The sequence below is a fragment of the Streptomyces sp. NPDC059816 genome (assembly GCF_042732055.1).
Lineage (GTDB): Bacteria > Actinomycetota > Actinomycetes > Streptomycetales > Streptomycetaceae > Streptomyces.
Window position 1 is genome coordinate 182,396 of sequence record NZ_JBHWIQ010000003.1, and the last position, 22,971, is coordinate 205,366.

Genomic DNA, 22,971 nt, shown 5'->3' on the forward strand with positions numbered 1-22,971 from the left:
GTTATGCGAGGTGCTCCGGGCCGAAGGCCTGGGGGAGCATCTCGGACAGGGGGAGCAGACCCGCCGGGGTCTCCAGGAGCAGTCCGGGGCCACCGAACTCGTACAGGAGCTGGCGACAGCGCCCGCACGGGACGAGGACCTCGCCCCGTCCGTCCACACAGGTGAAGTGGGTGAGCCGGCCGCCGCCCGTGTTGAGCAGTTCGGACACCAGCCCGCACTCGGCGCACAGGCCGATCCCGTACGAGGCGTTCTCGACGTTGCAGCCGGTAACGGTGCGGCCGTCGTCCACGCGGGCGGCGGCGCCCACCGGATAGTGCGAGTAGGGGGCGTACGCCCGGGACATGGCGTCCCGGGCCGCCTCGCGCAGGTCGTCCCAGTCGACCGGGGCGACCCGGTCGTCCTGCGCCGGTGCGGGGGGCGTCACTTGCCTTGGCCCTTGCGGTACCTCATGCCGTCAGCCTTGGGCATCCGCAGGCGTTGTGCCGCGAGGGAGAGGACCAACAGGGTCACGACGTACGGGGTGGCGCCGACGAACTCGCCGGGGACCTCGTCCGTGAGGAGGAACCAGACCAGCACCACCGCGGCGACGACCAGGCTGATCACGCCCTGCACCACGGCCTTGCGGTACAGCTTCCAGCCGGCGAGCAGCACCAGCAGGACGACCAGGAGCAGCAGCATCGCGTGGACGACCTCGCCGCCGTTGCGCAGCTGGAGCGCGTCGGAGAAGCCGAACAGGCCGGCACCCATGGCGAGCCCGCCGGGCCGCCAGTTGCCGAAGATCATCGCGGCGAGGCCGATGTACCCGCGTCCGCCGGTCTGGCCCTCCAGGTAGATGTGCGAGGTGACCAGGGCGAGGAAGGCGCCGCCGAGGCCGGCGAGGCCGCCGGAGATGGCGACGGCGAGGTACTTGTGCTTGTAGACGTTGACACCGAGGGACTCGGCGGCGATCGGGTTCTCGCCGCAGGAGCGCAGTCGCAGCCCGAAGGGGGTGCGCCACAGGATCCACCAGCTCGCGAAGAAGAGCAGGACGGCGAGGAGGGTGACCACCGAGACGTTGGTGACCAGGCCGCCGAGGATGCCGGCGACGTCGGAGATCAGGAACCAGTGCAGGTCCTGGACGCTCTGGAGGCCGTCGGAAAGTCCGGGGATCGTGATCTCGGGCAGCGACTCGGCGGGCGGGGACTGCTTGGGGTTGCCGCCCGCGGTGGCCGCGTCGCCACCGGCGAAGAAGAGCTTGGCGAGGTACTGGGTGGCGCCCAGCGCCAGCAGGTTGATCGCCACACCGGAGACGATGTGGTCGACGCCGAAGGTGACGGTGGCGACGGCGTGGATGAGGCCGCCGATCACGCCGAAGCCGACGCCGCAGGCGAGTCCGAGCCAGGGGCTGGTCTGCCAGCCGATCCAGCCGGCGCCGAAGGTGCCGAGGATCATCATGCCTTCGAGGCCGATGTTGACGACGCCCGCCCGCTCGGACCACAGACCGGCGAGGCCGGCGAGGCCGATCGGGACGGCGAGCCTGAGGGCCGCGCTGATCTGGCCCTCGGAGGTGAGCTGGTCGGCGCCGGTGACGACGCGGACGGCGGAGACCAGGACGAGCGCGCCCGCGATGACGAGCAGGATGCGCGAGAGCGTCCAGCGGCTGCGCTTGGTCGCGCCCCGGTCCGCCTTGGGCGCCGCCGGCGGCGGCGTGTCGGTCATCGTGGCGGTCATCGGGCCACCTCCTGCTTCTCGGTACGGGCGGCGGCGGCCTGGGCGGCGAGTTCGGCACCGACGCGCTGCTGCTGGCGCTGGAGGCCGTAACGACGGACCACTTCGTAGGCGATGACGACGCACAGGACGATGACGCCCTGGATCACGCCGAGGATCTCCTTGTCGTAGCCCTGGAGTTCCAGATGGCTGGTGGTGCGCTCCAGGAAGCCCCACAGCAGGGCGCCCAGGGCGATGCCGACGGGGTGGTTGCGGCCGAGCAGTGCGATGGCGATGCCGGTGAAGCCGATGCCCAGCGGGAAGTCGTTGGCGAACTGGTGGCTGTCGTTGAGCAGGGTCGGCATGCCGATGAGTCCGGCGACCGCACCCGACAGGAGCATGCTGGTGGCGACCATCTTCTTGACGCTGACGCCGCTGGCGGCGGCGGCCGAGTCGGACTGGCCGACGGTGCGCAGGTCGAAGCCGAAGCGGGTGCGCCCGAGGACGAACCAGTACAGGACGCCGACGAGGATCGCGATGATGACGAAGCCCCACACCTCACCGGCCGGTCCGGCGTCGAAGGCGAAGAACCAGGAGCTCTCCGGCAGCGGCGTGGTGGACACCAGGGTGCCCGCCTTGTCGAGCTGGCCGAGCTGCTCGGGCTGGATGAGGTAGCCGATCACGGCGGTGGCGATGGCGTTCAGCATGATGGTCGAGATGACCTCGCTGACGCCCCGGGTCACCTTGAGGATGCCCGCGATGGAGGCCCACAGGGCGCCCACCGCCATCGCGCAGAGGATCATCAGCGGGATGGCCAGCCAGCCGGGCGCGGTGAGCGCCCCGCCGAGCAGGGCGGCGACGAACGCGGCGAGCCGGTACTGGCCGTCTACGCCGATGTTGAAGAGGTTCATCCGGAAGCCGATGGCGACGGCGATGCCGGCGAGGTAGTACGTGGTCGCCTTGTTCAGGATGTAGACCTGGCTGTCGCTGGCGGAGCCGTAGGTCATCATGTCGCTGAACGCGGCGAACGGGTCCTTGCCGGTGGCCAGGAGCACCAGTGCGGTGATGATCAGTGCGGCAACCAGCGCGAGGGCCGGTGCCGCCACCGCGAGGAGCAGCCGCTCCTTGTCGAGGCGGGAGGTCAGTTTCTTCATCGGGCGTCGTCCTCCGACTCCGTGCCGTCCGCCTCGGGGCCCGCGGGGGCGGCGCCGGGGGCGTCCTCGGTGTGTTCCAGGTGGCCGGTGGCCGCGCCGGTCATGGCGGAGCCCAGTTCCTCGGGCGTGATGGAGTGCGGGTCGGCGTCGGCGACCAGTTTGCCGCGGAACATCACCCGCAGGCTGTCGGAGAGGCCGATCAGCTCGTCCAGGTCGGCGGAGATCAGCAGCACGGCGAGGCCCTCGCGGCGGGCCTCACGGATCTGGTCCCAGATCTGGGCCTGCGCGCCGACGTCCACGCCCCGGGTGGGGTGGGCGGCGATCAGGAGCTTCGGGTTGTGGCTCATCTCCCGGCCGACGATCAGCTTCTGCTGGTTGCCGCCGGACAGCGAGGCCGCGGTGACGTCGATGCCGGGGGTGCGCACGTCGTACTCGGTGACGATGCGCTCGGTGTCGGCGCGGGCGGCCTTGATGTCGAGGAGTCCGCCGCGGGAGTTGGGGCGCTCGGTGACGTGGCCGAGCATCCGGTTCTCCCAGAGCGGCGCTTCGAGGAGCAGGCCGTGGCGGTGGCGGTCCTCGGGGATGTAGCCGATGCCCTGTTCCCGGCGGTGCCGGGTGGGGGCGTGGGTGATGTCGGCGTCCCCGAGGGTGATGGTCCCGCTGTCCGGGTTGCGCATCCCCATGATCGCCTCGACCAGTTCCGACTGGCCGTTGCCCTCCACGCCGGCGATGCCGAGGACCTCGCCCTGGTGGATGGTGAGGGTAACGTCGTCGAGGATGATCCGCTCGATGCCGTCGAGGTCGGTCTGGGTGAGCCGGACGGAGTCCACGACGAGGGTCGGGACGTCCGTGACGGTGGACCCGGAGGTCTCGGGCGAGGGCAGCTCGCTGCCGACCATCAGCTCGGCGAGCTGCTTGGAGGTGGTGGTGCGGGGGTCGGCGGTGCCGACGGTGGTGCCGCGCCGGATGACGGTGATGTCGTCGGCGACCGACAGCACCTCGCCGAGCTTGTGCGAGATGAAGATGACGGTCAGGCCCTCGGACTTCAGCTCCCGCAGGTTGTCGAACAGGGCGTCGACCTCCTGCGGGACGAGCACCGCGGTGGGCTCGTCGAGGATGAGGGTGCGTGCGCCCCGGTAGAGGACCTTGAGGATCTCCACCCGCTGGCGGTCGGCGACGCCGAGCTCTTCGACGAGGACGTCGGGGCGGACGCCGAGGCTGTACGCGTCGGACAGTTCCTTGATCCGCTTGCGGGCCTTCCCGCCGATGCCGTGCAGCTTCTCGGCGCCGAGGACGACGTTCTCCAGCACGGTCAGGTTGTCGGCGAGCATGAAGTGCTGGTGCACCATGCCGATGCCGCGCGCGATCGCGTCGGAGGGGCTGGAGAACGACACCTGCTCGCCGTCGACCGTGATGGTGCCCTCGTCCGGCTTCTGCATGCCGTAGAGGATCTTCATCAGGGTGGACTTGCCGGCACCGTTCTCGCCGCACAGGGCATGGACGGTGCCCTTGCGGACGGTGATGTCGATGTCGCGGTTGGCGACGACGCCGGGGAACCGCTTGGTGATGCCGCGCAGTTCGACGGCAGCGGCCGGCGGCGGTGACGAGCTGGACGCGTTGATGGCGCACTCCTCGGGGAAAAGGGGCAGGCGAGGCGTGGGAGGGCGGGCGTCGGCGACGCGGGTTCCCGGTGCCGCCGGGGGGTGGCGACGTGTGCAACTGTCGCCGGGACGTCGGAGGACGTCACGCGCCAACTCCACGCTACACGCGTAGAGTTGACACATCGTTATGGCTCGGCAGGGAGGCGCGACCCGCCCCTCCCCACCGAGCCCAGGTCCGGTGGACCGGACCGCGTGACTACGGGGTCGTCTTGACCTTGACCGCGCCGTCGACGATCTTCTTCTTGGCCTCGTCCAGCTTGGACTGGATGTCCTTGAGGAAGCCGCCGCTCTCGGAGAGCGAGACGCCGCCGTCCTTCAGCGGGTACGAGTTGACGCCGGAGAGCGGCTTGCCGTCCTTGACCGACTTGACCAGGTCGTAGACGCCGAGGTCGACGTTCTTGACGACCGAGGTCAGCACCGAGCTCTTGTACTTCGCCAGACCCGGGACGTTGTACTGGTCCGAGTCGACGCCGATGCCCCAGGCGCCCTTGACGCCCGCGACGGCCTCGATGGCACCGGTGCCGGAGGAGCCGGCCGCCGTGTAGACCACGTCGGCGCCGTTGTCCAGCATGCCCTGGGCGGCTTCCTTGCCCTTGTCGGGGCTGGCGAAACCGGAGGTGTCCGAGCCGCGGCTCAGGTACTGGGTGTCGACCTTGATCTTGGAGTTGGTCTCCTTGACGCCCTGGACGAAGCCCGCCTCGAACTTCTTGATCAGCGGGATGTCCGCGCCGCCGATGAAGCCGACGTGGTCCTTCTTCGTCTTCAGCGCGGCGGCGACGCCGGCCAGGTAGGAGCCCTGCTCCTCGGTGAACGTGATGCTGGCGACGTTCTTGGCCTCGACGACCGAGTCCACGATGCCGAAGGTGGTGTCCGGGTACTTCGCGGCGATCTTCGTCATCGACGCGGAGTAGGCGTAGCCGACACCGATGATCGGGTTGTAACCCGCATCGGCGAGGGAGGACAGGCGCTGCTCGCGGTCCGCCTCGGTGTCGGTGACCTTCGCGGTCAGCTCCTTGAGCTCACCGCCAAGCTCCTTCTTCGCCTTGTCCGCGCCACGGGCGGCGGAGTCGTTGAACGAGTAGTCACCACGGCCGCCGACGTCGTAGGCAAGACCGATCTTGACGCCCTTGCCCCCGCTGGACGACGAGTCCGAACCGGACTCCTTCTTCTCGGACGACGTGCTGCCACAGGCCGTGGCGGTGAGTGAAAGCGCGGCGGTCGCGGCGACCACGGCGGAGAGTTTGGCTACCCGACGCAAGGGGGGCTCCTTCAACCTGACCGAAGCGCCACTTGCGGCGCTGGTTTTGCCGCGATCGTAACGCGCGTAGATGTCAGATAAAGGGCTCTTGCGGAGCTGTTATCGGATCGACGCACAGCCCGTGCGGGGGCCAGGCGGGTGGTGGGGTTCGGGGGGCCTGTGGGGGGCGTGGTGGTTGGCCTTTCCCTCTGCGGGGTGGGGGCCTGTGCAGGTGCGATCACCTGGCGGTGTGCTGTTCTGCTCGGTGCGCTGTCGTTTCGCGCAGTTCCCCGCGCCCCTATCGGGGTGCATCCACCTGGCGGTGTGCGGTTCCGTGCGGGTGCGCTGTGCTGTCGCGCAGTTCCCCGCGCCCCTGATCGGGTGCGATCACCTGGCGGTGTGCGGTTCCGTGCGGGTGCGCTGTGGCTTTGCGCAGTTCCCCGCGCCCCTATCGGGGTGCGTCCACCTGGCGGTGCGCTGCTCTGGCGCGGTCTGTGACCCGCGGAATGCAACCCCGCCCCAGCCCCCGACAAGGGGCGCGGGGAACTGCGCGAAACCGAAGCGCACCGCACAGGACAACGCACCCACGCCGGGACGCACCCGATCAGGGGCGCGGGGAACTGCGCAGAGCAACCGCGGACCCGCGCAGGACAGCGGACCCGCAGGTGGACGTACCCCGATCAGGGGCGCGGGGAACTGCGCGAAACGACCGCGCACCCGCGCAGGACAACGCACGCACACCAGGACGCACCCGATAGGGGGCGCGGGGAACTGCGCGACAGCACAGCGCACCCGCACGGAACCGCACACCGCGAGGTGATCGCACCGGAGGGGGCGCACCGTGTTGACCCCCGGAACCGCGTCAGCGACTCTCCGCGTCCAGCAGCGCAGCCGCGGTGAACAACTCGACACCGACGGTGATCGCCCCCTCGTCGACATCGAAGTCCCCCTGGTGAAGGTCCCGCACCGCCCGCTCCCCGGGCACCCGCACCCCCAACCGGGCCATCGCCCCGGGCACATGCTCCAGGTACCAGGAGAAGTCCTCGCCCCCGAGGCTCTGCACGGTGTCCTCGACGGCCCCGGCCCCCCGCCGCGCCGTCATCGCGGACCGCAGCAGCTCGGTGACGTCGGGGTGGTTGACGACCGGGGGGACGCCCCGGACGTAGGTGATCTCGGTCTTCGCCCGGTACATGCTCGCGACCTCGTCGATCGCCGCGTGGACCAGATCCGGTGCGCGCCGCCACGCGTCGAGGTCGAGGCAACGGACCGTGCCGGACAGTTCCGCGTGCTGCGGGATGACGTTGCAGGTGTGGCCGGACTCGATGCGGCCCCAGGTGACGGAGAGGCCGGAGCGGGCGTCGACCCGCCGGGCGACCAGGGCGGGCACGTCGATGGCGACCCGGGCCGCGGCGGCCACCAGGTCGGTGGTGAGGTGGGGCCGCGCGGTGTGGCCGCCGGGGCCGTCGAGGGAGACCTCCAGGCGGTCGCAGGCGGAGGTGATGGGCCCGTGGCGCAGCCCGATGCGGCCGGCGTCGACCCGCGGGTCGCAGTGGACGCCGATGATCCGGCCGACCCCGTCGAGGGCGCCGGAGGCGATCGCGTCGGGCGCCCCGCCGGGCAGCACCTCCTCGGCGGGCTGGAAGATCAGCCGGACGGGGTGCGGGAGCGTTCCCTCGCGGTGCAGCTCGGCGAGGACCAGGCCGGCGCCGAGGACGACGGTGGTGTGCGCATCGTGGCCGCAGGCGTGCGCCCGGTCGGGCACCGTGGAGCGGTAGGCGCAGCCCGTCTTGGTGTCCGGGATGGGCAGGGCGTCGATGTCCGCGCGCAGTGCCAGCATGGGACGGGCCCCGTCCCCGGTGCCGATGTCACAGATGAGGCCGGTGCCGGTGGCCAGGACCCGGGGCGTGAGGCCCGCCCGTTCCAGTCGGGTCTTGATGGCGGCCGTGGTGCGGAACTCCTGGTTGCCCAGCTCCGGGTGCATGTGCATGTCGCGGCGGAACGCGATCAGCTCGGCACGGAGCGCTTCGGGCAGGGTGCCGGGGAGCGTCCCGGCCAGGGGGGTCCCGCCGGGGCGGTCGGCTTCGGGCGTGGAGTCTGTGTCAGCGGACATCAGTTGGTTCACCCTTTGAAGGGTAAAGCGCCGGGAGGGTCAACTGGGCCGTGATCTAGGAAAGTTCAGCCGGATTGGCGTAACGGTTCACGGCGCGGCGCGAATGAACACCCCGGGGAGCGGGTAGGACACGTGGTTATCCCGCGCACACGGACCGCAGTCGGTGCACGTCACGGGCGGTGCCGGTGACCCCCGAGAGGAAGCCGTGCGCCCGGGGGGAGGCGCGTGCGGTGAGCCAGTCGGGGTCGATGTCACAGACGGCGACCCTGGCTTCCGTACCGGCGAGGGCGAGCGGCAGGGTGTGGACGACGGTGGACGGGAAGCTGAGCACCGTGCGGCCGATCGGGCCCCGGCGGGCTATCAGCTCCAACGGCAGGTCGGGGCGGCACACCTCCAGGCCGGTGGTCGTGGCCAGCCGGTGCAGTTTCTCGGGGCTCTCGCGGCGGTGGGCGAAGTACCGGGTGGCGCCGTGGGCGCGGGCGAGCGCCCGGACGGCGTCCAGGTAGCGGTCGGGGTCCACGACGCCCGTCTCCACCAGGGAGGTGCCGACCAGGTCCGCCCCCGCGCTGACCCTGGGCGGGCCGAAGCGCGACCGGGTCCAGGAGAAGTCGTTGGCGGTGATCCGGACGCCCTCGGGCACCGTCGCGATCGGCATCGCGGAGAACACCTCGACCGCACGGTCCCCGGTGGGGGTCAGCCGGCGTCTGGCCGCGCCGGAGACGGGGGCGAACAGCAGGTCGCGCGGGCCCGGCCGGCCACCGCGGCGGTGCCAGCGCACCAGGCGTTCACCGCCCGCGAGCTGGGCGGTGAACTCCATGGTGGCGGTGCCGTCGTCCACCACGACCAGCTCCGGGGCCCGGGTCAGGGTGAGCAGGAGTTGGACGTAGCGGGAGAACGGGTCGCCGATGACGACCCGGTCCGCTCCGCGCAGCAGCGGGGCCAGGCCCCGGACCGTGCGGAGGGGGGCCGTGCTGCCACCGCGGGCCTCCTCCCAGCGGACCCGGTGGCCCTCGTCCCGGGCCAGCTCGGCCATCCGGCGGAGCTGGCCCCGGGTCATCGGGTCGCCGGGCGACAGCACCACCACGGTGACGTCCGGCGGGTCCCCGGCCGGGGCGCCGGGGGTGCGCTCGCCGCCGTGGGCCCACTCCAACACGTTGAGGAGTTGGACGGGGCTCTCGACGAACGCGAGCGTCGGGGTGGGGCGGGTAGGGCGGGTGGGGCCCTGCGGCCCGACTCGGGGACTCAACGACCGCTCCGGGGGGGGTGCTGGGTGGCGGGGGTGGGGTGCGTCAGACGGTGACGGGCTCGCCCGCGGCGGCAGCGATCTCGGCCTCGCCCTGCACGACGACGCCGGGGACGCGGCGCAGCTTGCGCATGGGACCGAGCTCGGAGTCGTAGACCTTCTTGACGCCGTCGCCGAGGGACGCCTCGACGGTGCGGATGTCCCGCACCAGTCGGCTCAGTCCCTGCGGCTCGACGGACGCGGCCTGGTCGGAACCCCACATGGCGCGGTCCAGGGTGATGTGCCGCTCCACGAACACCGCGCCGAGGGCGACGGCCGCGAGGGTGGTCTGGAGGCCCGTCTCGTGCCCGGAGTAGCCGATCGGGACGTTCGGGTACTCCTGCTGGAGGGTGTGGATCACGCGCAGGTTCAGTTCCTCGGCCTTCGCCGGGTACGTGGACGTGGCGTGACAGAGCAGGATGTTGTCGGAGCCGAGGACCTCGACGGCGTGCCGGATCTGCTGGGGCGTCGACATGCCGGTGGACAGGATCACGGTGCGGCCGGTGGCGCGCAGGGCGCGCAGCAGCTCGTCGTCGGTGAGGGACGCGGAGGCGACCTTGTGGGCGGGGACGTCGAACTTCTCCAGGAACGCGACGGCCTCGGTGTCCCACGGGGAGGCGAACCAGTCGATGCCGCGCCGGGCGCAGTACTGGTCTATGGCGCGGTACTCGTCCTCGCCGAACTCGACGCGGTGGCGGTAGTCGATGTAGGTCATGCGGCCCCAGGGGGTGTCGCGCTCGATGTCCCACTGGTCGCGCGGGGTGCAGATCTCCGGGGTGCGCTTCTGGAACTTGACGGCGTCGCAGCCCGCTTCGGCGGCGGCGTCGATCAAGGCGAGCGCCTTCTCCAGGTCGCCGTTGTGGTTGATGCCGATCTCACCGGTGACGTAGACGGGGCGGCCGGGCCCGGCGGTCTTGGTGCCGAGGGTGCGCAGACGGGAGGGGTGCTGGGACATGGGGGTGGTTCCTTAGCTGTCGGGTGTGGAGCTGTTGCCGGGTGTGGGGTTGTCGGGGGTGGGGCCGTCGAGTGAGGGGCCGAGGAGCCAGGCGGCGATCTCGCGGATCGCGCCGTCGCCGCCGCGGGCGGTGGTGACGGCGCGGGCGGCGCCGCGGACGACGTCGTGGGCGTTCGCGACGGCCACCGGCCAGCCCGCGAGGGCGAAGCACGGCAGGTCGTTGACGTCGTTGCCGGCGTAGAGCACGCGTTCCGGTGCGATGCCCCGTTCCTCGCACCACTGCTTCAGTGCGAGGTCCTTGCGGTCGATGCCGTGCAGGACCGGGATGCGGAGCTTTCGGGCCCGGGCGGCGACCACCGGGTTCCGTTCCGTGGAGAGGACCAGCAGCGCCAGGCCGGCCTCGCGCAGGGCGGCGATGCCGAGTCCGTCACCGCGGTGCACGGCGACGGTTTCCCGTCCGTCGGAGTCGATGAGCACCCGGTCGTCGGTCTGGGTGCCGTCGAAGTCGAGGACGACCGCGTCCACGTCGGTGCGGCGCGGCAGGGCGCCGGGCCGGTCCGCGTCGAGCAGCGGTGCGAGGGCTCGGGCGCGGGCGAGGTCGTGCGGGTCGTCGATCTCCAGGACGCGCGCCGCGTCGGTGCGCACCAGGGCGGTCCGGCCGAAGAAGCGGTGCCGGGCGGTCCGGAAGCCGGGGGCGGCCATGGCGTAGGCGGCGCCGGTCTCCAGGAGGTCCTGGGGGCGGTCCTGACGGCGGGGTCGGACCGCCTTGTCGTGGTTGACGCCGGTCCCCCCGCCGGTCGCGGCGTCCCGCCAGACGAAGCCGTGGAAGGGGGCGACGGTCACGGCCGTGTCGGCGCCCCGGGCGACGGCGGCGGCGACCGCGTCCACGTCGGCGCCCGTCAGGAACGGGCTGGTGCACTGGACGAGGAGCACGACGTCCACGGGGTGGCCGTGGCGCGACTCGTGGGCGTCCAGGGCGTGCAGGACGGCGGCTTCGCTGGTCGCGGTGTCGTCCGCGAGGGCGGCGGGACGCAGCACCACTTCGGCGTCGGCGAGTCGGGCGGCCTCGGCGATCGCGGGGTCGTCGGTGGAGACGATGACGTCCGTGACGTGCGGGGCGGCGCGGCAGGCGCGTATCGCCCGGACGACCAGGGGGACTCCGCCGACCGTTGCGAGGTTCTTGCCCGGGACTCCCTTGGAGCCGCCCCGGGCGGGAACCACGGCCAAGACCCTTGCCGGGTGGGGGGCGCGTACGGTCATCGGTCCGTCCTTCCAGGTGGCTGCGGTGTGGTGCGGTGCGCGGTGGTTTCGCGCAGTTCCCCGCGCCCCTCGGTCGGGGCGCTCCCGCCTCGTCGCTCGGGTGACGGGTCCGTCGTGGTTGCTCGCGCAGTTCCCCGCGCCCCTGACGGGGCCCGGTACAGGGCGCGCACCCCGCCGAGACACCCGCAGCCCCCCAAAGGGGCGCGGGGAACTGCGCAAACGCCGGACGCAGGCCAGCTGGACAACGCACCCCCACCGGGACGCACCCAAGGCGCGCGGGGAACTGCGCGAACACGGGACGCAGGCCAACCGGACAACGCACCCCCGGCGAAACGCACCCAAGGGGCGCGGGGAACTGCGCGGGCAACCACCACGCACCCGGGAGCAACCGCGTTCACAGCTCCCCCAAGCGCCGCACGACCGGCGCAACCCGCTGCACCCCGTGCCGATAAGCCCCCCGCGCAGCCCGCCGCACCACCTGCCGCACCGGCCCGGAAGCCCGACCCCCGCCCGGCACCCCGGCAAGGGGCGCACCGTCAACACCCAGGTGGTACCGGGCGAGGAGGCCCGGCAGGTACCCCGGCGCGGTGCGGGCGCCGTAATAGGGCGCGAGCACCCCTGGCCCCGTCCCGCCGAGCAGCACCGCGATCCGCCCCCGCGCCGCGTCGAACGCCGTGTCGTACGCGTCGCCGGGCGCCACCCCGTTCCGCTGCGTCCAGCGCGGGTCGGCCACCGGCACCCGCCCCGCGTCGAGTCGGTCCCAGGAGACGAGGCAGCCGGAGCCCACGAAGTGGTGGTTGCCGAGCGCTTCGCGCACCCCGAGGTCGGTGAGGACCGCAGTGGGCACCCCCCGGTGCAGCCCTTCGAGCGCGGCGGTGGAGCTGACGGTGACGAGCAGGTCCGCACGGTCCAGCACCTCGCCCATGTGCCCGTACACGAGCCGGAAGTTGGCGGGGGGCCGCAGGCCGCGGACGAGCTTCTGGTACGGCAGTTCCTCGACGTGGGTGGTGTGTTCGCCGGGCCGGGAGCGCAGCTTGAGCAGCACCTCGCGGTCCGGGTGCCGGCGGGCGTGCCGGACCAGTCGCTCCAGGAGGTACACCCGGTCGGCCCGAGCGGCCGGTACGGAGGGTTGGGCGGCGAACACCACCGTGTACGGGTCGGCGGGGCGGTACGGCGCGCCGCCGAGGAACGGCAGCGCCACCTCGACCACGGCGGAGGCGTCTGCGCCCACGCCCTCGTACACCGCACGGAACCGTTCCGCGTCGCGGCGGGAGTTGGCGAGGACCAGATCGGCGCCGTGCCGCAGCAGCAGCCCGTCGGTCAGCTTCTCGTAGACGACGCCGACGTAACCGGTGACGACGACGGGGCGCCGTTCCCGGCCCCGCCAGGCGTGGGTGAGGCCGTGCAGCATCGCCTGGACGCCACCGCCGACCAGGGCGAGGACGACCACGTCGTAACGCTCCCGCGCCATGGTGGCGAGGAACTCCGCGGCGGTGGCCTCCGTGACGGAGTCGGGACGCACCCCGGCCTCGTCGACCTCGCCGAGTTGGCGGGGCGTCGGGGTGGCCCGGCCGCGCAGGAGGTGGCCGTCGAGCCGTCCGCCGGGGACGAGTCGGTGCGCGGTGAGGGCGCCCCACTTCCACCGGGTGTCGGAATCGGCGAGTACGGCGACCCGCGGGGACTTCGAGGTACTTGCTGGCACACCGAGGACGCTAGGAAGCAATGCGGAGGCGCGGCCCAACCCGAGTACAACAAAGGGTGAACAGCACACCGCGGATTCACCAATTGACCTCGGGAACACCGGGGAGCGCGTTCGGTTAACCGTTCTGCCACATGCCGTTCACCGGGTATGCGTCCCCGAGTCAAGACGAATGCCGGACATCCGCATAACGTCGGCCGGGTGGTCAAGCTCTCCGTTATCGTGCCGTTCTACAACGTGCGGCAATATGCGCCCGACACCCTGCGGAGCCTGCGGGCGAACGCCCGCGGCGACAGGGAGTTCCTCCTGGTCGACGACTGCTCGCAGGACGGCACCGGGGAACTCCTCGAACGGGCCGCGCGGGACCTGCCGGGCGCGGTGCTCCTGCGACACGAACAGAACGGGGGACTGGCCACCGCCCGCAACACGGGCATCGACGCGGCCCGCGGCACGTACCTCACGTTCCTGGACGGCGACGACTGGGTCGCCCCCGACTACTATGACCAACTCCTCTCCGTCATCGAGGGGTTGGGCTGCGACTTCGTGCGCACCGACCATGTGCAGAGCACCGGACGGTCCCGGGCGCCGCGGCGCGTTCCGCACGGGCGGCGCGGCGAGGTGCTGGACCCCCGCTCGCTGATCCTGCCCGCCGACCGCACGACCTCGGTGGACTACCCGTACGCCTGGGCCGGCGCGTACCACCGCCGGCTGCTGGAGCGGGGGCTGCTCCACTTCACCGACGGGCTGCGCACCGCGGAGGACCGGCCGTGGATCTGGCGGCTGCACCGCGAGGCGCAATCCATGGCGATCACCGGACTCCTCGGGGTGTTCTACCGGCGCGGAATATCGTCATCGCTCACGCAGATCGGTGATGTCCGGCAACTCGACTTCATTCGCGCTTTCGACCAGGTCCTCCGGGAAACCGCCGAGGACCCCGAGGCGGAGAAACTCCTTCCGAAAGCCGTGCGCACGTACTGCGCCATCATTTCCCATCACCTCAGCACGATCGAAAGGTTCGAACCGGACGTGGCGCGCAAACTCAAGGTCATGAGCGCGGCTGCGCTGCGACGCATGCCCCCCGCGGTGTTGGACGGGGTGCTCGACGCGATGGACGTCACGCGCTCGACCCGGCTGCGCAGGCTGCGCCGTCGCCCCGCCGCTGCGGGGGCCAGCGCGTGAGCACCCGTGTCCTGCTCGCGTCCACCGCGTACGGGGCGGCCACCCTCGCCGCCGCGCTCGACGCGGGCCTGCTGCCGCCGGCGGACCGGACGGTCCTGCTGGTCTGCAACAACGCCGCCGTGCCCGAGACCTCGCCGGCGCTGGACGCCGCCCCCGGCTTCGCACGGTTGCGGGCCCGCTTCGACGAGGTCCGCTCGTGGAACGCGACGATCGCCCCGTTCCACCCGAGCGGCTGGTCACCGCGCACCGACGACGTCCCGCTGTGGGAACGGTACCTGCGGCTCGCCTGGCACCTGGGCGAGGACGAGGTCACGCTCGTCGTGGAGTCCCCGCACGTCAACCCGGCGATGGCGGTGATGCGGATCTTCCCGGACGCGCCGGTGCACGTGTACGCGGACGGGCTGATGAGCTACGGGCCCACCCGGGACCGGCTCGACCCGCTGATCGGCACCCGGGTGCACGCCCTGCTGCACCTGGACCTGGTGCCCGGGTTGCGGCCACTGCTGCTCGCCGAGTTCGGGGTGCCCGCGCGGATCGTCCCGACGGACGCGTTCCTGAAGGTCCTCGCCGAACTCGATGACGAGGCAGGGCCGTTGTCCGGGCCCGAACCGCCCGGCGGCGGGCCCGCGCTGCTCCTCGGCCAGTACCTGTCGGCCCTGGGCATCCTCACCGTCGACGAGGAGGAGGACCTGCACCTGGAGATGTTGCGGGGCGCCGTCGCCCTGGGCCACCGGCGGATCGTCCTCAAACCGCACCCCACCGCCGGTGCCCGGCTCTCGCGGCGCCTGGAGGAGGCGGCGGGGGAACTGGACGTCGAACTGACCGTGCTGGACCGGCCGGTCCTCGCGGAGGTCCTGTACCGGCGGAACCGGCCCGCGCTCGTCGTCGGCTGCTTCTCGACGGCGCTGTTCACCGCGTCCGCGCTCTACGGGCTGCCGGTCGCGCGGGTCGGCACCGCGCTGCTGTTGGAGCGGCTGACCCCGTACCAGAACAGCAACCGCGTACCCGTCACCCTGGCCGACGCGCTCCTGCCCGACCTGGCCGAACCGACCGCACCGCCGGTGGACGTCCCCGCGGACGAACTGAACGCCCTGGTCACCGCCGTCGGCTTCGCGATGCAGCCGAAGGTCCACCCCGGCCGCCGCGCCGAGGCCGAGGCGTATCTGAGGCAGCACCAGGGCGGCCCCGCCCTGCGGTACTTCAAGAAGCGTCGGCTCACCGCGCTCGGCCTGCCCGGTGGGGCGGCGCCGCAGCTCGCCTTCATCCCCCGCAATGCGACGGTCCGTCGGGTCGCTCGGCGGGCCCGGGCCGTCAAGCGGGCCGCGCTCGGATGACGACCAGCGGTGCTCCGCTCCTCGATCGGGGTGCGTTCCGCTGCGGGTGCGCTGTCCCCGTGCGGGTGCGTTGCGGCTTTGCGCAGTTCCCCGCGCCCCTATCGGGGCGCGACCTGGTGGGCGTCCGCCGCCCCCTGGCCCGGTCCGCGCTCGGGAACGCTTGACCTCAATCTTGGTTGAGGTTCTACGGTCATGGACATGGAATACACACACGATGACCAGGGACTCGCCCGCCAGCCGATCGGCTACTGGAGTTGGGCCACGTACGAGGCCGTGGTGCCCTACATCCGGGCGGGCCTGGCCGAGCAGGGACTGACCCAGCCCCAGTGGTGGGTCCTCAACCAACTCGCCGAACACCCGGACGGCCGCGACCTGAAGGACCTCGCCGCGTTCCTCGGCGGCTACCTCGACGTCGGGGAGGAGGGCATCGAGGCCGAGACGCGGGACCTCGTCAGCCGCGGACTGGCCGGGTCGGACGAGAACGAGCGCATCCGGATCACCGACCCGGGCGAGACGCTGCGGAAGAAGGCCGCCGAGTTCCAGGCCGGACGCATGGCCACCATCCACGACGGGGTGTCCGACGAGGAGTACGTCGCAGCGCTGAAGGTGCTGCAACGGATGATCGACAACGTCGGCGGTCGCTTCTGGCACCACTGACGTACGCGCTACACCCCCGCGGTGGAGAGCTTCGCCGCGAACCCGAGGAACAGCGCACCCGCGGCCGTGGTCGCCCCGGCCGACAGCCGGCGGCGGCTGCGGAACAGCTCGGCCAGCCGGGAGCCCCCGAAGATCAGCACGGACAGGTACAGCGCGCTGGCGACCTGGAGGCAGCTGCCGAGCACCACGAACGTCACGGCCGGGTACGCGTACGTGGGGTCCACGAACTGCACGAAGAAGGAGATCAGGAACAGGATGGCCTTCGGGTTCAGCAAACTGATCATGAAGGCCCGACGGAACGGACGTTCACCCGCCACGGGGGCGGCCCCATCGGCACCGACCCCGGCCCCGACCTCGTCGGTACGGTCGTCCCGGCCCCGCCACATCGCCCAGGCGGTCCGCAGCAGCCCGATCGCCAGCCAGGCCAGGTATCCGGCGCCCACGAACTTCACGATGCCGAACAGCACGGCGTTGCTCTGGAGCAGCGAGGCCGCGCCCGCCGCCGCCAGGGTCATCAGCACCAGGTCCCCCGCCCACACCCCGGCGGCGGCGGTGTACCCGCGCCGCACGCCTTGACGGGCCGCGACCGACAGCACGTACAGGGAGTTCGGCCCCGGCAGCAGGATGATGAGGACGAGGCCCACGAGGTAGGCGGAGAGGTCTGTGACACCGAGCATGAGCCGGAGTGTCGCATGAAAGTACGACAACCCGACAGGGTCCCTGGTCGGTACCTCCCGGCCTGGATCGGCAGGCACCGCCCCGTTTCCGTGAACGGACGGCGACTGTCAGTGGTCACCCGTAAATTCGTGAGTGCGGGGGCGTGCGGGCTCCCGCGTCGGATCGGGGGCGGGGCAATGTACGTAGAGCGGGGACAGGTACCGAGTACGGCGCAAGCAGAATGGCTGATCAGGCAGTGTCGGATTTCCAGGAGCGACACCCTGGTGCTCCCAGGACTGGGCCTGACCGAGCTCCCGGAGTCGATCAGGGGGCTGAGCCGTCTGAAGCGTCTCTACATCGATCACTTGAGACTCCACCGCCTACCTGACTGGCTCTTCGACCTCACCCAACTCGAAGACCTCAACATCGTGGACTGCCGGCTTCACTCCGTTCCGGATTCCCTGGGCAAGCTCGTCAACCTGCGGCACCTCGTGCTGGACCACAATCGCTTGGCGATGTTGCCCGACAGCATCGGCGACCTCTCCCACCTGCGGCAGTTCAGCGCGGCCACGAACATGCTGGCCCAGCTGCCGGATTCCCTCTCCCGCCTCCGTGAGTTGACCCATCTCCGCCTGAGCTTCAACGCTCTGGAGTCCCTGCCGGCGGGGCTCACCGACCTCACCTCGTTGTCGGAGCTCTGGCTCGAACGCAACAACTTGTCTGAGCTCCCCACAGGATTCAAAAGGTTACGAAGCCTTCGTCGGTTGACGCTTAACCACAACCGACTGACCGAACTGCCGACCGGGATGGGTCGGCTGGAGCACTTGGTCAGGATCGGCCTCGCAGGCAACTCCCTCACCACCCCACCCCCCGAGATCGTCGCCGCGGGCACACCCGCCGTACTCAGCTTCCTGCGGGACCTGGACGCGGACGCCGTCCGCCAGTGGTCGTCCAAGGTCGTCGTGGTCGGAGAGGGCAGGGTCGGGAAGACCTCCCTGCTCAAGGCGTTGCGCGGCGAGGACCACGACCCGCACGAGGACAGCACCCACGGACTGACCGTCGGCAGGCTCACGATGCCGCACCCGAGCCCGCCCGACCCGGACGAGCCCGTCACCATGCGCCTGGCGACCTGGGACTTCGGCGGGCAGGAGATCTACCACGCCACCCACCAGTTCTTCCTCACCGACCGGTCCCTGTTCCTGTTGCTCTGGGACGCGCAGATCGGCTGGGAGGCCAGCAAGCTGCACTACTGGCTGGACATGATCAAGGCCCGCGCCCCGCACGCCCCCGTGCTGCTGGTGGCCACCCACCTGGGCCCGCGCCCGCCGGACCTGCCGCTCAGCGAACTCCGGGAGACGTACCCGGGGCTGATCATCGGCAGCATGAGCGCGGACAGCGCGAGCGGCCAGGGAGTGGACGAGGTCCGGGAACGCGTCCGGCAGGAGGTGGCGCGGCTGCCGCTGATGGGTGCGTCCTGGCCCCGCACCTGGCTGCGCGCGGCGGACGCCGTACGGGCCCACCCCGAGAAGCACATCTCACCGGAGCAGCTGAACGACCTGCTCGCCGGGGCCGGTGTCCGGGACGCCTCGCACCAGGACTCCTTGGCCGCCGCCCTGCACAGCCTGGGCGACCTCCTCTCCTACCCCGACGACGAGGAGCTGTGCGACCTGGTGGTGCTGCGCCCCCAGTGGCTCACCGGGTACATCAGCCGGGTGCTCGACTCCGAGGAGGTGCTGAGGGAGGGCGGGCTGTTCCGGCACGCGTACGGGCACACCCTGTGGCGGGACGTGGACCGTTCGCTGCGCCGGCACTTCGTGCGGATGATGGAGAACTTCGACCTGTCGTACCGAACGGTGGACAAGACGGCGAGCCTGGTGGTGGAGCTGCTGCCCTGGGAGCCACCGGAGTACACGGCGGAGTGGGACCGCTACGGCGGCGGCCCGGGCCAGCGCGAACTACGGCTGCGCTACCGGCTGCACACCGTTCCGCCCGGCATCCCGACCTGGTTCATCGCCCGGGAACACCGCTTCTCGACGCCCGTGCGCTGGCGGTCCGGTGCGCTGTTGAAACACGCCGACGGCGAGCACGCGGCGCTGATCACGGTGGACCGGCACGCCAAGTCGGCGGAGCTACGGGTACGCGGACCGTACCCGTACGACTTCTTCGCGGTGCTCAAGGACGGGTTCGAGCAGACCCTGCTGCGCTATCCGGGGCTGGACATCACGCGGCTGGTGCCGTGTCCGCACCACGACGACCTGGGACGGCCCTGCACGCACGAGTTCCGGCCCGAACAGCTGGTGCACCGGTTGACGATGGACCCGCCGCGGGAACGCATCGAGTGCCCCGAGCACCTGTGGGACGTCGACGTGCCGTTCCTGCTCCAGGGCATCGAACGGCCGGGCGACCGCGAGTCGCACCGGATGCTGAGCGACCTCGTGGCCCGGGTGGACTCCCTCCAGCGCACCGACCGGACGCAGCACGCCGAGCTGACCGCGATGCTCGCCGAGCAGCAGCGCGGGTTCCTCCACTCGCTGCGCCGCGAGCAGTCCCGTCAGGAGGTGCTGTGCCCGAGCCCGGTGTGGGTGCGACGGCTGACCAGGCGGGAGGCCGGCCACGCGCTGCTGCCCGGCGAGGTGTTCCAGCTCCACCTGTGCTGCGAGGCGCCCGGCGAGTGGCACCTGCTGGAGGGCGTGGAGCCTTACGAACTCCCGGCGCACGGCGCGTTCACGGAGACGGTGTTGCCGTACGTCCACCGGACCTTGCAGGCGCTGAAGTTCGTGGTGCCGGTGTTCGGCGCTGCGCTGGGCGCGGTGTCCGAGGAACTGGGCAAGGCCATGAAGGACGACGTGGACGTGCTGAAGGCCCTTCTTGACGGGCTGCCGGAGGAACTGCGCCGCGGGCTGGGCGAGTCGGGGTCCCGCTCCACGGTGCAGGCCGTGGACCACGCCGAGCACCGCCGGATGCACGCCCTGCTGAGGGAGCTCGACCCCGCCGAGGAGTGGGGCGGCCTCAACAAGGTGACCACCCCGGAGGGCCCCACGTACTGGCTGTGCAAGGCCCATGCGCGCACCTACGAGCAGGGGTCCCGGGCCGTACCGGCGCCCGCCGTGCCGGTGCCGCTCCCCCGCGGCGCCCAGGAGCCGGAGTCCGGGAGGCGGTCCCACCGGGCCCGCCAGACACACCGGGCCCGCCAGACACACCGGCGGGTGACCGGCCCGTTCGTTCCCGTCCGCTCGCTGCGCTCCGCCGCCGGACCCGCGCGCTCAGAAGCGTTCGGTGGGTTCGTACGTCCCCCACACCTCGCGGAGGGCGCCGCAGACCTCGCCGATCGTGGCGCGGGCGCGCAGCGCGGTCCGCATCGGGTAGAGGGTGTTGGCCGACCCCCGGGCGGCCCCGCGGAGTTCGGCGAGGGCCCGGTCCACCGCGGACCGGTCCCGTTCGGCGCGCAGGGCGGCCAGCCGACGGGCCTGGCGGGCACCGATCTCGGGGTCGACGCGCAGCGGTTCGTAGGGGTCCTCGGCGTCCAGGGCGAAACGGTTGACCCCGACGACGATCCGGTCGCCGGATTCGGTCTCCCGGGCGATCCGGTAGGCGTTGCGTTCGATCTCGCCCTTCTGGAAGCCCTGTTCGATCGCGGCGACCGCGCCCCCCAGGTCCTCGACCCGTCGCATGAGGTCGGCGATCTCGTCCTCCAGGTCGTCGGTCATCCGTTCCACCGCGTAGGAGCCGGCGAAGGGGTCAACGGTGGCGGGGACGTCCGTCTCGTGGGCGAGGACCTGTTGGGTGCGCAGCGCGAGGCGCGCGGACTTCTCGGTGGGCAGGGCGATGGCCTCGTCGAACGCGTTGGTGTGCAGGGACTGGGTGCCGCCGAGGACGGCGGCCAGGGCCTGGACGGCGACCCGGACGAGGTTCACTTCGGGTTGCTGTGCGGTGAGTTGCACACCGGCGGTCTGGGTGTGGAAGCGGAGCATCAGCGACTTGGGGTCCCGGGCGCCGAACTCCTCGCGCATCAGTCGGGCCCACACCCGCCGGGCCGCCCGGAACTTCGCGACCTCTTCCAGGAGGGTGGTGCGCGCGACGAAGAAGAAGGACAGTCGGGGTGCGAGTTCGTCCACGGTCATCCCCGCGGCGAGCGCCGTGCGGACGTAGGCGACGCCGTCCGCGAGGGTGAACGCGACCTCCTGCGCGGGTGAGGCACCCGCCTCCGCCATGTGGTAGCCGGAGACGGAGATGGTGTTCCAGCGGGGCAGCTCCGTCCGGCAGTAGCGGAAGAGGTCGGCGGTCAGCCGCAGGGACGGGCCGGGCGGGAAGATGTACGTGCCCCGGGCAACGTACTCCTTCAGGACGTCGTTCTGCACCGTGCCCGTCAACTGCCCGCCGGGCACGCCCTGTTCCTCGGCGACCAGTTGGTACAGGAGCAGCAGCAGGGCCGCGGGGGCGTTGATCGTCATGGACGTGGAGACCCGGTCCAGCGGGATGCCGTCGAACAGCGCCCGCACGTCCTCGATCGAGTCGACGGCGACGCCGACCTTGCCGACCTCTCCGGCGGCGATCGGGGCGTCGCTGTCGTGGCCCATCTGGGTGGGCAGGTCGAAGGCGACGGAGAGCCCGGTGGTGCCGTGTTCGATGAGGCGCCGGTAGCGGGCGTTGGACTCGGCGGCGGTGCCGAAGCCCGCGTACTGGCGCATGGTCCAGGGTCGGCCGGTGTACATCGTGGGGTAGACGCCCCGGGTGTAGGGGTAGGCGCCGGGCCGGCCGAGTTGCCGGTCGGGGTCCCAGTGCGCGAGCGCCTCGGGGCCGTACACCGGTTCGATGGGTAGACCGGACTCCGACTCTCGCGCCGTCATTCCCGCACCTCCCGCAGGTCACCGGTCTGTTCCCGTCAGCATGCGGGCCGGAAACGGAATCCGCCCGCGTTCACGACCACCCGGCCGTGGGGAGCATCACCCTGAGGGCCGGCACCGGAACCGGAACCGGTGCGGGCGCGGGCACCGAAGGGGGAGGGGCATGCGACGACACCTGGTGGGGCCGGGCGGCGACACCGGCCGGAGCGCGGGGCCCGCGGGGGCGCGGCGGGTGGTGGTGCCGGTCCTCGCGGCCCTCGTGGCGGTGAGCGTGGCGGGCGGGTGCACGCCGCGGACGCCGGGTGCGGCCCGGACCGCGGGGCCCGGCGCGTCGACCTCCCGCGCCCCCTCCGTCCCGACGGCACCCGGCGGCCCGCCGTCCACCCGGCCCGCACCGTCCGTGCCGTCCGCTCGGCCCACGCCGTCCGCACCGTCCGCACCGTCCGCGCCCCGGACGTCCGCGCCGCCGCCGAAGGTGCTCTGGCGGGTGGGTGACTCCGGGGTCGCGGTGCGCGGGCTCCAGGCCCGGCTACGGGCGATCGGTTGGCTCGCCGCGGCGCCGACGGGGACGTACGGAGCGTTGACGGCCGCTGCGGTGCGCGGCTTCCAGGGCAAGCGGGGACTGCCCGGCACCGGCTCCGTGGACACGGTCACCTGGGCCCGGCTGACGGCGATGACGTCCCGGCCGGGGCCCGCGGAGCTCCATCCGGAACGGGTCCGTCCGACCGACGACCCGGACCGACCGGACCCGCGCTGTCTGACGGGCCGGGTGCTGTGCCTCAGCAAGACCTCACGCACCCTGCGCTGGATGGTCGACGGGAAGGTGCGGACCACCCTGGACGTCCGCTTCGGCGGGTCGGTGACCCCGACCCGCGAGGGGGCCTTCCGGGTGACCCTGAAGTCCCGCGACCACCGGTCGACGCTGTACGACACCCCGATGCCGTACGCGATGTTCTTCAGCGGCGGGCAGGCGGTCCACTACTCGGCGGACTTCGCGGCGAACGGGTACGGCGGCGCCTCGCACGGGTGCGTGAACGTACGGGACCGGGGCGGGATCGCGGCGCTCTTCGACGAGGTCCGCGTCGGTGACGGGGTCGTCGTCCACTGGTGAGCGGCGGGCGATCGCAGGGGGTCGGGGGATCCACAGTGGCGCGGGCGGGACCGGGGGAACAAGAAACCCCCCACCCCACTTCACCCAACCCTGTTAAACATCGATAACAACAACAAAGAAAATAAAAAAAAAAAAAAAAACAACA

The 22,971-nt window shown here is 71.7% G+C and carries 16 protein-coding genes and 1 pseudogene; 5 read left to right on the plus strand and 12 right to left on the minus strand.

The features are described from left to right. Nucleotide 1: 1 nt before the first annotated feature. The 10 genes from ACFV88_RS05640 to ACFV88_RS05685 form a co-directional block, all read right to left on the minus strand. Nucleotides 2-424 carry a cytidine deaminase gene (locus ACFV88_RS05640; RefSeq protein WP_385486359.1) on the minus strand — a complete coding sequence of 141 codons (423 nt, stop codon included), beginning with the start codon at nucleotides 422-424 and terminating at the stop codon, nucleotides 2-4. Then, nucleotides 421-1,710: an ABC transporter permease gene (locus tag ACFV88_RS05645; RefSeq protein ID WP_385486361.1), complete on the minus strand. Its 1,290-nt coding sequence runs from the start codon at nucleotides 1,708-1,710 to the stop codon at nucleotides 421-423. Before ACFV88_RS05645 ends, ACFV88_RS05640 begins: the two co-directional genes overlap by 4 nt. After that, nucleotides 1,707-2,840 carry an ABC transporter permease gene (locus ACFV88_RS05650; RefSeq protein ID WP_385486363.1) on the minus strand — a complete coding sequence of 378 codons (1,134 nt, stop codon included), beginning with the start codon at nucleotides 2,838-2,840 and terminating at the stop codon, nucleotides 1,707-1,709. The genes ACFV88_RS05645 and ACFV88_RS05650 overlap by 4 nt, the downstream gene beginning before the upstream one ends. Beyond that, nucleotides 2,837-4,489 carry an ABC transporter ATP-binding protein gene (locus ACFV88_RS05655; protein WP_385486738.1) on the minus strand — a complete coding sequence of 551 codons (1,653 nt, stop codon included), beginning with the start codon at nucleotides 4,487-4,489 and terminating at the stop codon, nucleotides 2,837-2,839. Before ACFV88_RS05655 ends, ACFV88_RS05650 begins: the two co-directional genes overlap by 4 nt. A gap of 208 nt (nucleotides 4,490-4,697) precedes the next feature. Next, nucleotides 4,698-5,759 carry a BMP family protein gene (locus tag ACFV88_RS05660; RefSeq protein ID WP_385486365.1) on the minus strand — a complete coding sequence of 354 codons (1,062 nt, stop codon included), beginning with the start codon at nucleotides 5,757-5,759 and terminating at the stop codon, nucleotides 4,698-4,700. Between the two features lie 841 nt (nucleotides 5,760-6,600). Further along, nucleotides 6,601-7,848 carry an amidohydrolase gene (locus tag ACFV88_RS05665; RefSeq protein ID WP_385486367.1) on the minus strand — a complete coding sequence of 416 codons (1,248 nt, stop codon included), beginning with the start codon at nucleotides 7,846-7,848 and terminating at the stop codon, nucleotides 6,601-6,603. A gap of 136 nt (nucleotides 7,849-7,984) precedes the next feature. Beyond that, a complete protein-coding gene (locus ACFV88_RS05670; protein WP_385486369.1) occupies nucleotides 7,985-9,094 on the minus strand; it encodes a hypothetical protein in 1,110 nt (369 codons plus the stop codon). Between the two features lie 43 nt (nucleotides 9,095-9,137). After that, nucleotides 9,138-10,085 (minus strand): N-acetylneuraminate synthase family protein, encoded by a 948-nt coding sequence (locus ACFV88_RS05675; RefSeq protein WP_385486371.1) that lies wholly within the window; start codon nucleotides 10,083-10,085, stop codon nucleotides 9,138-9,140. Between the two features lie 12 nt (nucleotides 10,086-10,097). Beyond that, nucleotides 10,098-11,345, minus strand: coding sequence for a cytidylyltransferase domain-containing protein (locus ACFV88_RS05680; protein WP_385486373.1), 1,248 nt, complete (start codon nucleotides 11,343-11,345; stop codon nucleotides 10,098-10,100). Between the two features lie 394 nt (nucleotides 11,346-11,739). Next, nucleotides 11,740-13,047, minus strand: a complete 1,308-nt coding sequence (locus ACFV88_RS05685) for a DUF6716 putative glycosyltransferase (RefSeq protein WP_385486375.1) — start codon at nucleotides 13,045-13,047, stop codon at nucleotides 11,740-11,742. A gap of 198 nt (nucleotides 13,048-13,245) precedes the next feature. Between ACFV88_RS05685 and ACFV88_RS05690 the strand changes: the two genes are divergently transcribed. From ACFV88_RS05690 to ACFV88_RS05700, 3 genes are all read left to right on the plus strand, one after another. Continuing rightward, nucleotides 13,246-14,223 (plus strand): glycosyltransferase family 2 protein, encoded by a 978-nt coding sequence (locus tag ACFV88_RS05690; RefSeq protein WP_385486377.1) that lies wholly within the window; start codon nucleotides 13,246-13,248, stop codon nucleotides 14,221-14,223. Next, on the plus strand, nucleotides 14,220-15,557 hold the full coding sequence (locus ACFV88_RS05695; RefSeq protein WP_385486379.1) for a polysialyltransferase family glycosyltransferase: 1,338 nt from the start codon (nucleotides 14,220-14,222) through the stop codon (nucleotides 15,555-15,557). The genes ACFV88_RS05690 and ACFV88_RS05695 overlap by 4 nt, the downstream gene beginning before the upstream one ends. Before the next feature lie 198 nt (nucleotides 15,558-15,755). Continuing rightward, nucleotides 15,756-16,214, plus strand: coding sequence for a MarR family winged helix-turn-helix transcriptional regulator (locus tag ACFV88_RS05700; RefSeq protein ID WP_385486381.1), 459 nt, complete (start codon nucleotides 15,756-15,758; stop codon nucleotides 16,212-16,214). 8 nt (nucleotides 16,215-16,222) lie between these two features. Here ACFV88_RS05700 and leuE read toward each other — a convergent pair whose 3' ends face one another. Beyond that, entirely contained in the window at nucleotides 16,223-16,891 is a 669-nt protein-coding gene (leuE, locus tag ACFV88_RS05705; RefSeq protein WP_385486383.1) for a leucine efflux protein LeuE, read from the minus strand. Nucleotides 16,892-17,446: 555 nt separating this feature from the next. Between leuE and ACFV88_RS05710 the strand changes: the two are divergent. Then, nucleotides 17,447-18,925, plus strand: a pseudogene (locus ACFV88_RS05710) (COR domain-containing protein); the annotation flags it as partial. 1,209 nt (nucleotides 18,926-20,134) lie between these two features. Here the strand turns inward: ACFV88_RS05710 and ACFV88_RS05715 are convergent. After that, nucleotides 20,135-21,718, minus strand: a complete 1,584-nt coding sequence (locus ACFV88_RS05715; RefSeq protein WP_385486385.1) for a methylmalonyl-CoA mutase — start codon at nucleotides 21,716-21,718, stop codon at nucleotides 20,135-20,137. Between the two features lie 160 nt (nucleotides 21,719-21,878). Here ACFV88_RS05715 and ACFV88_RS05720 point away from each other — a divergent pair, with 160 nt between their 5' ends. Next, the gene (locus ACFV88_RS05720) at nucleotides 21,879-22,826 is read left to right on the plus strand and encodes a peptidoglycan-binding protein (RefSeq protein WP_385486387.1); all 948 of its coding nucleotides are present in this window, start codon (nucleotides 21,879-21,881) and stop codon (nucleotides 22,824-22,826) included. Nucleotides 22,827-22,971 lie beyond the last annotated feature (145 nt).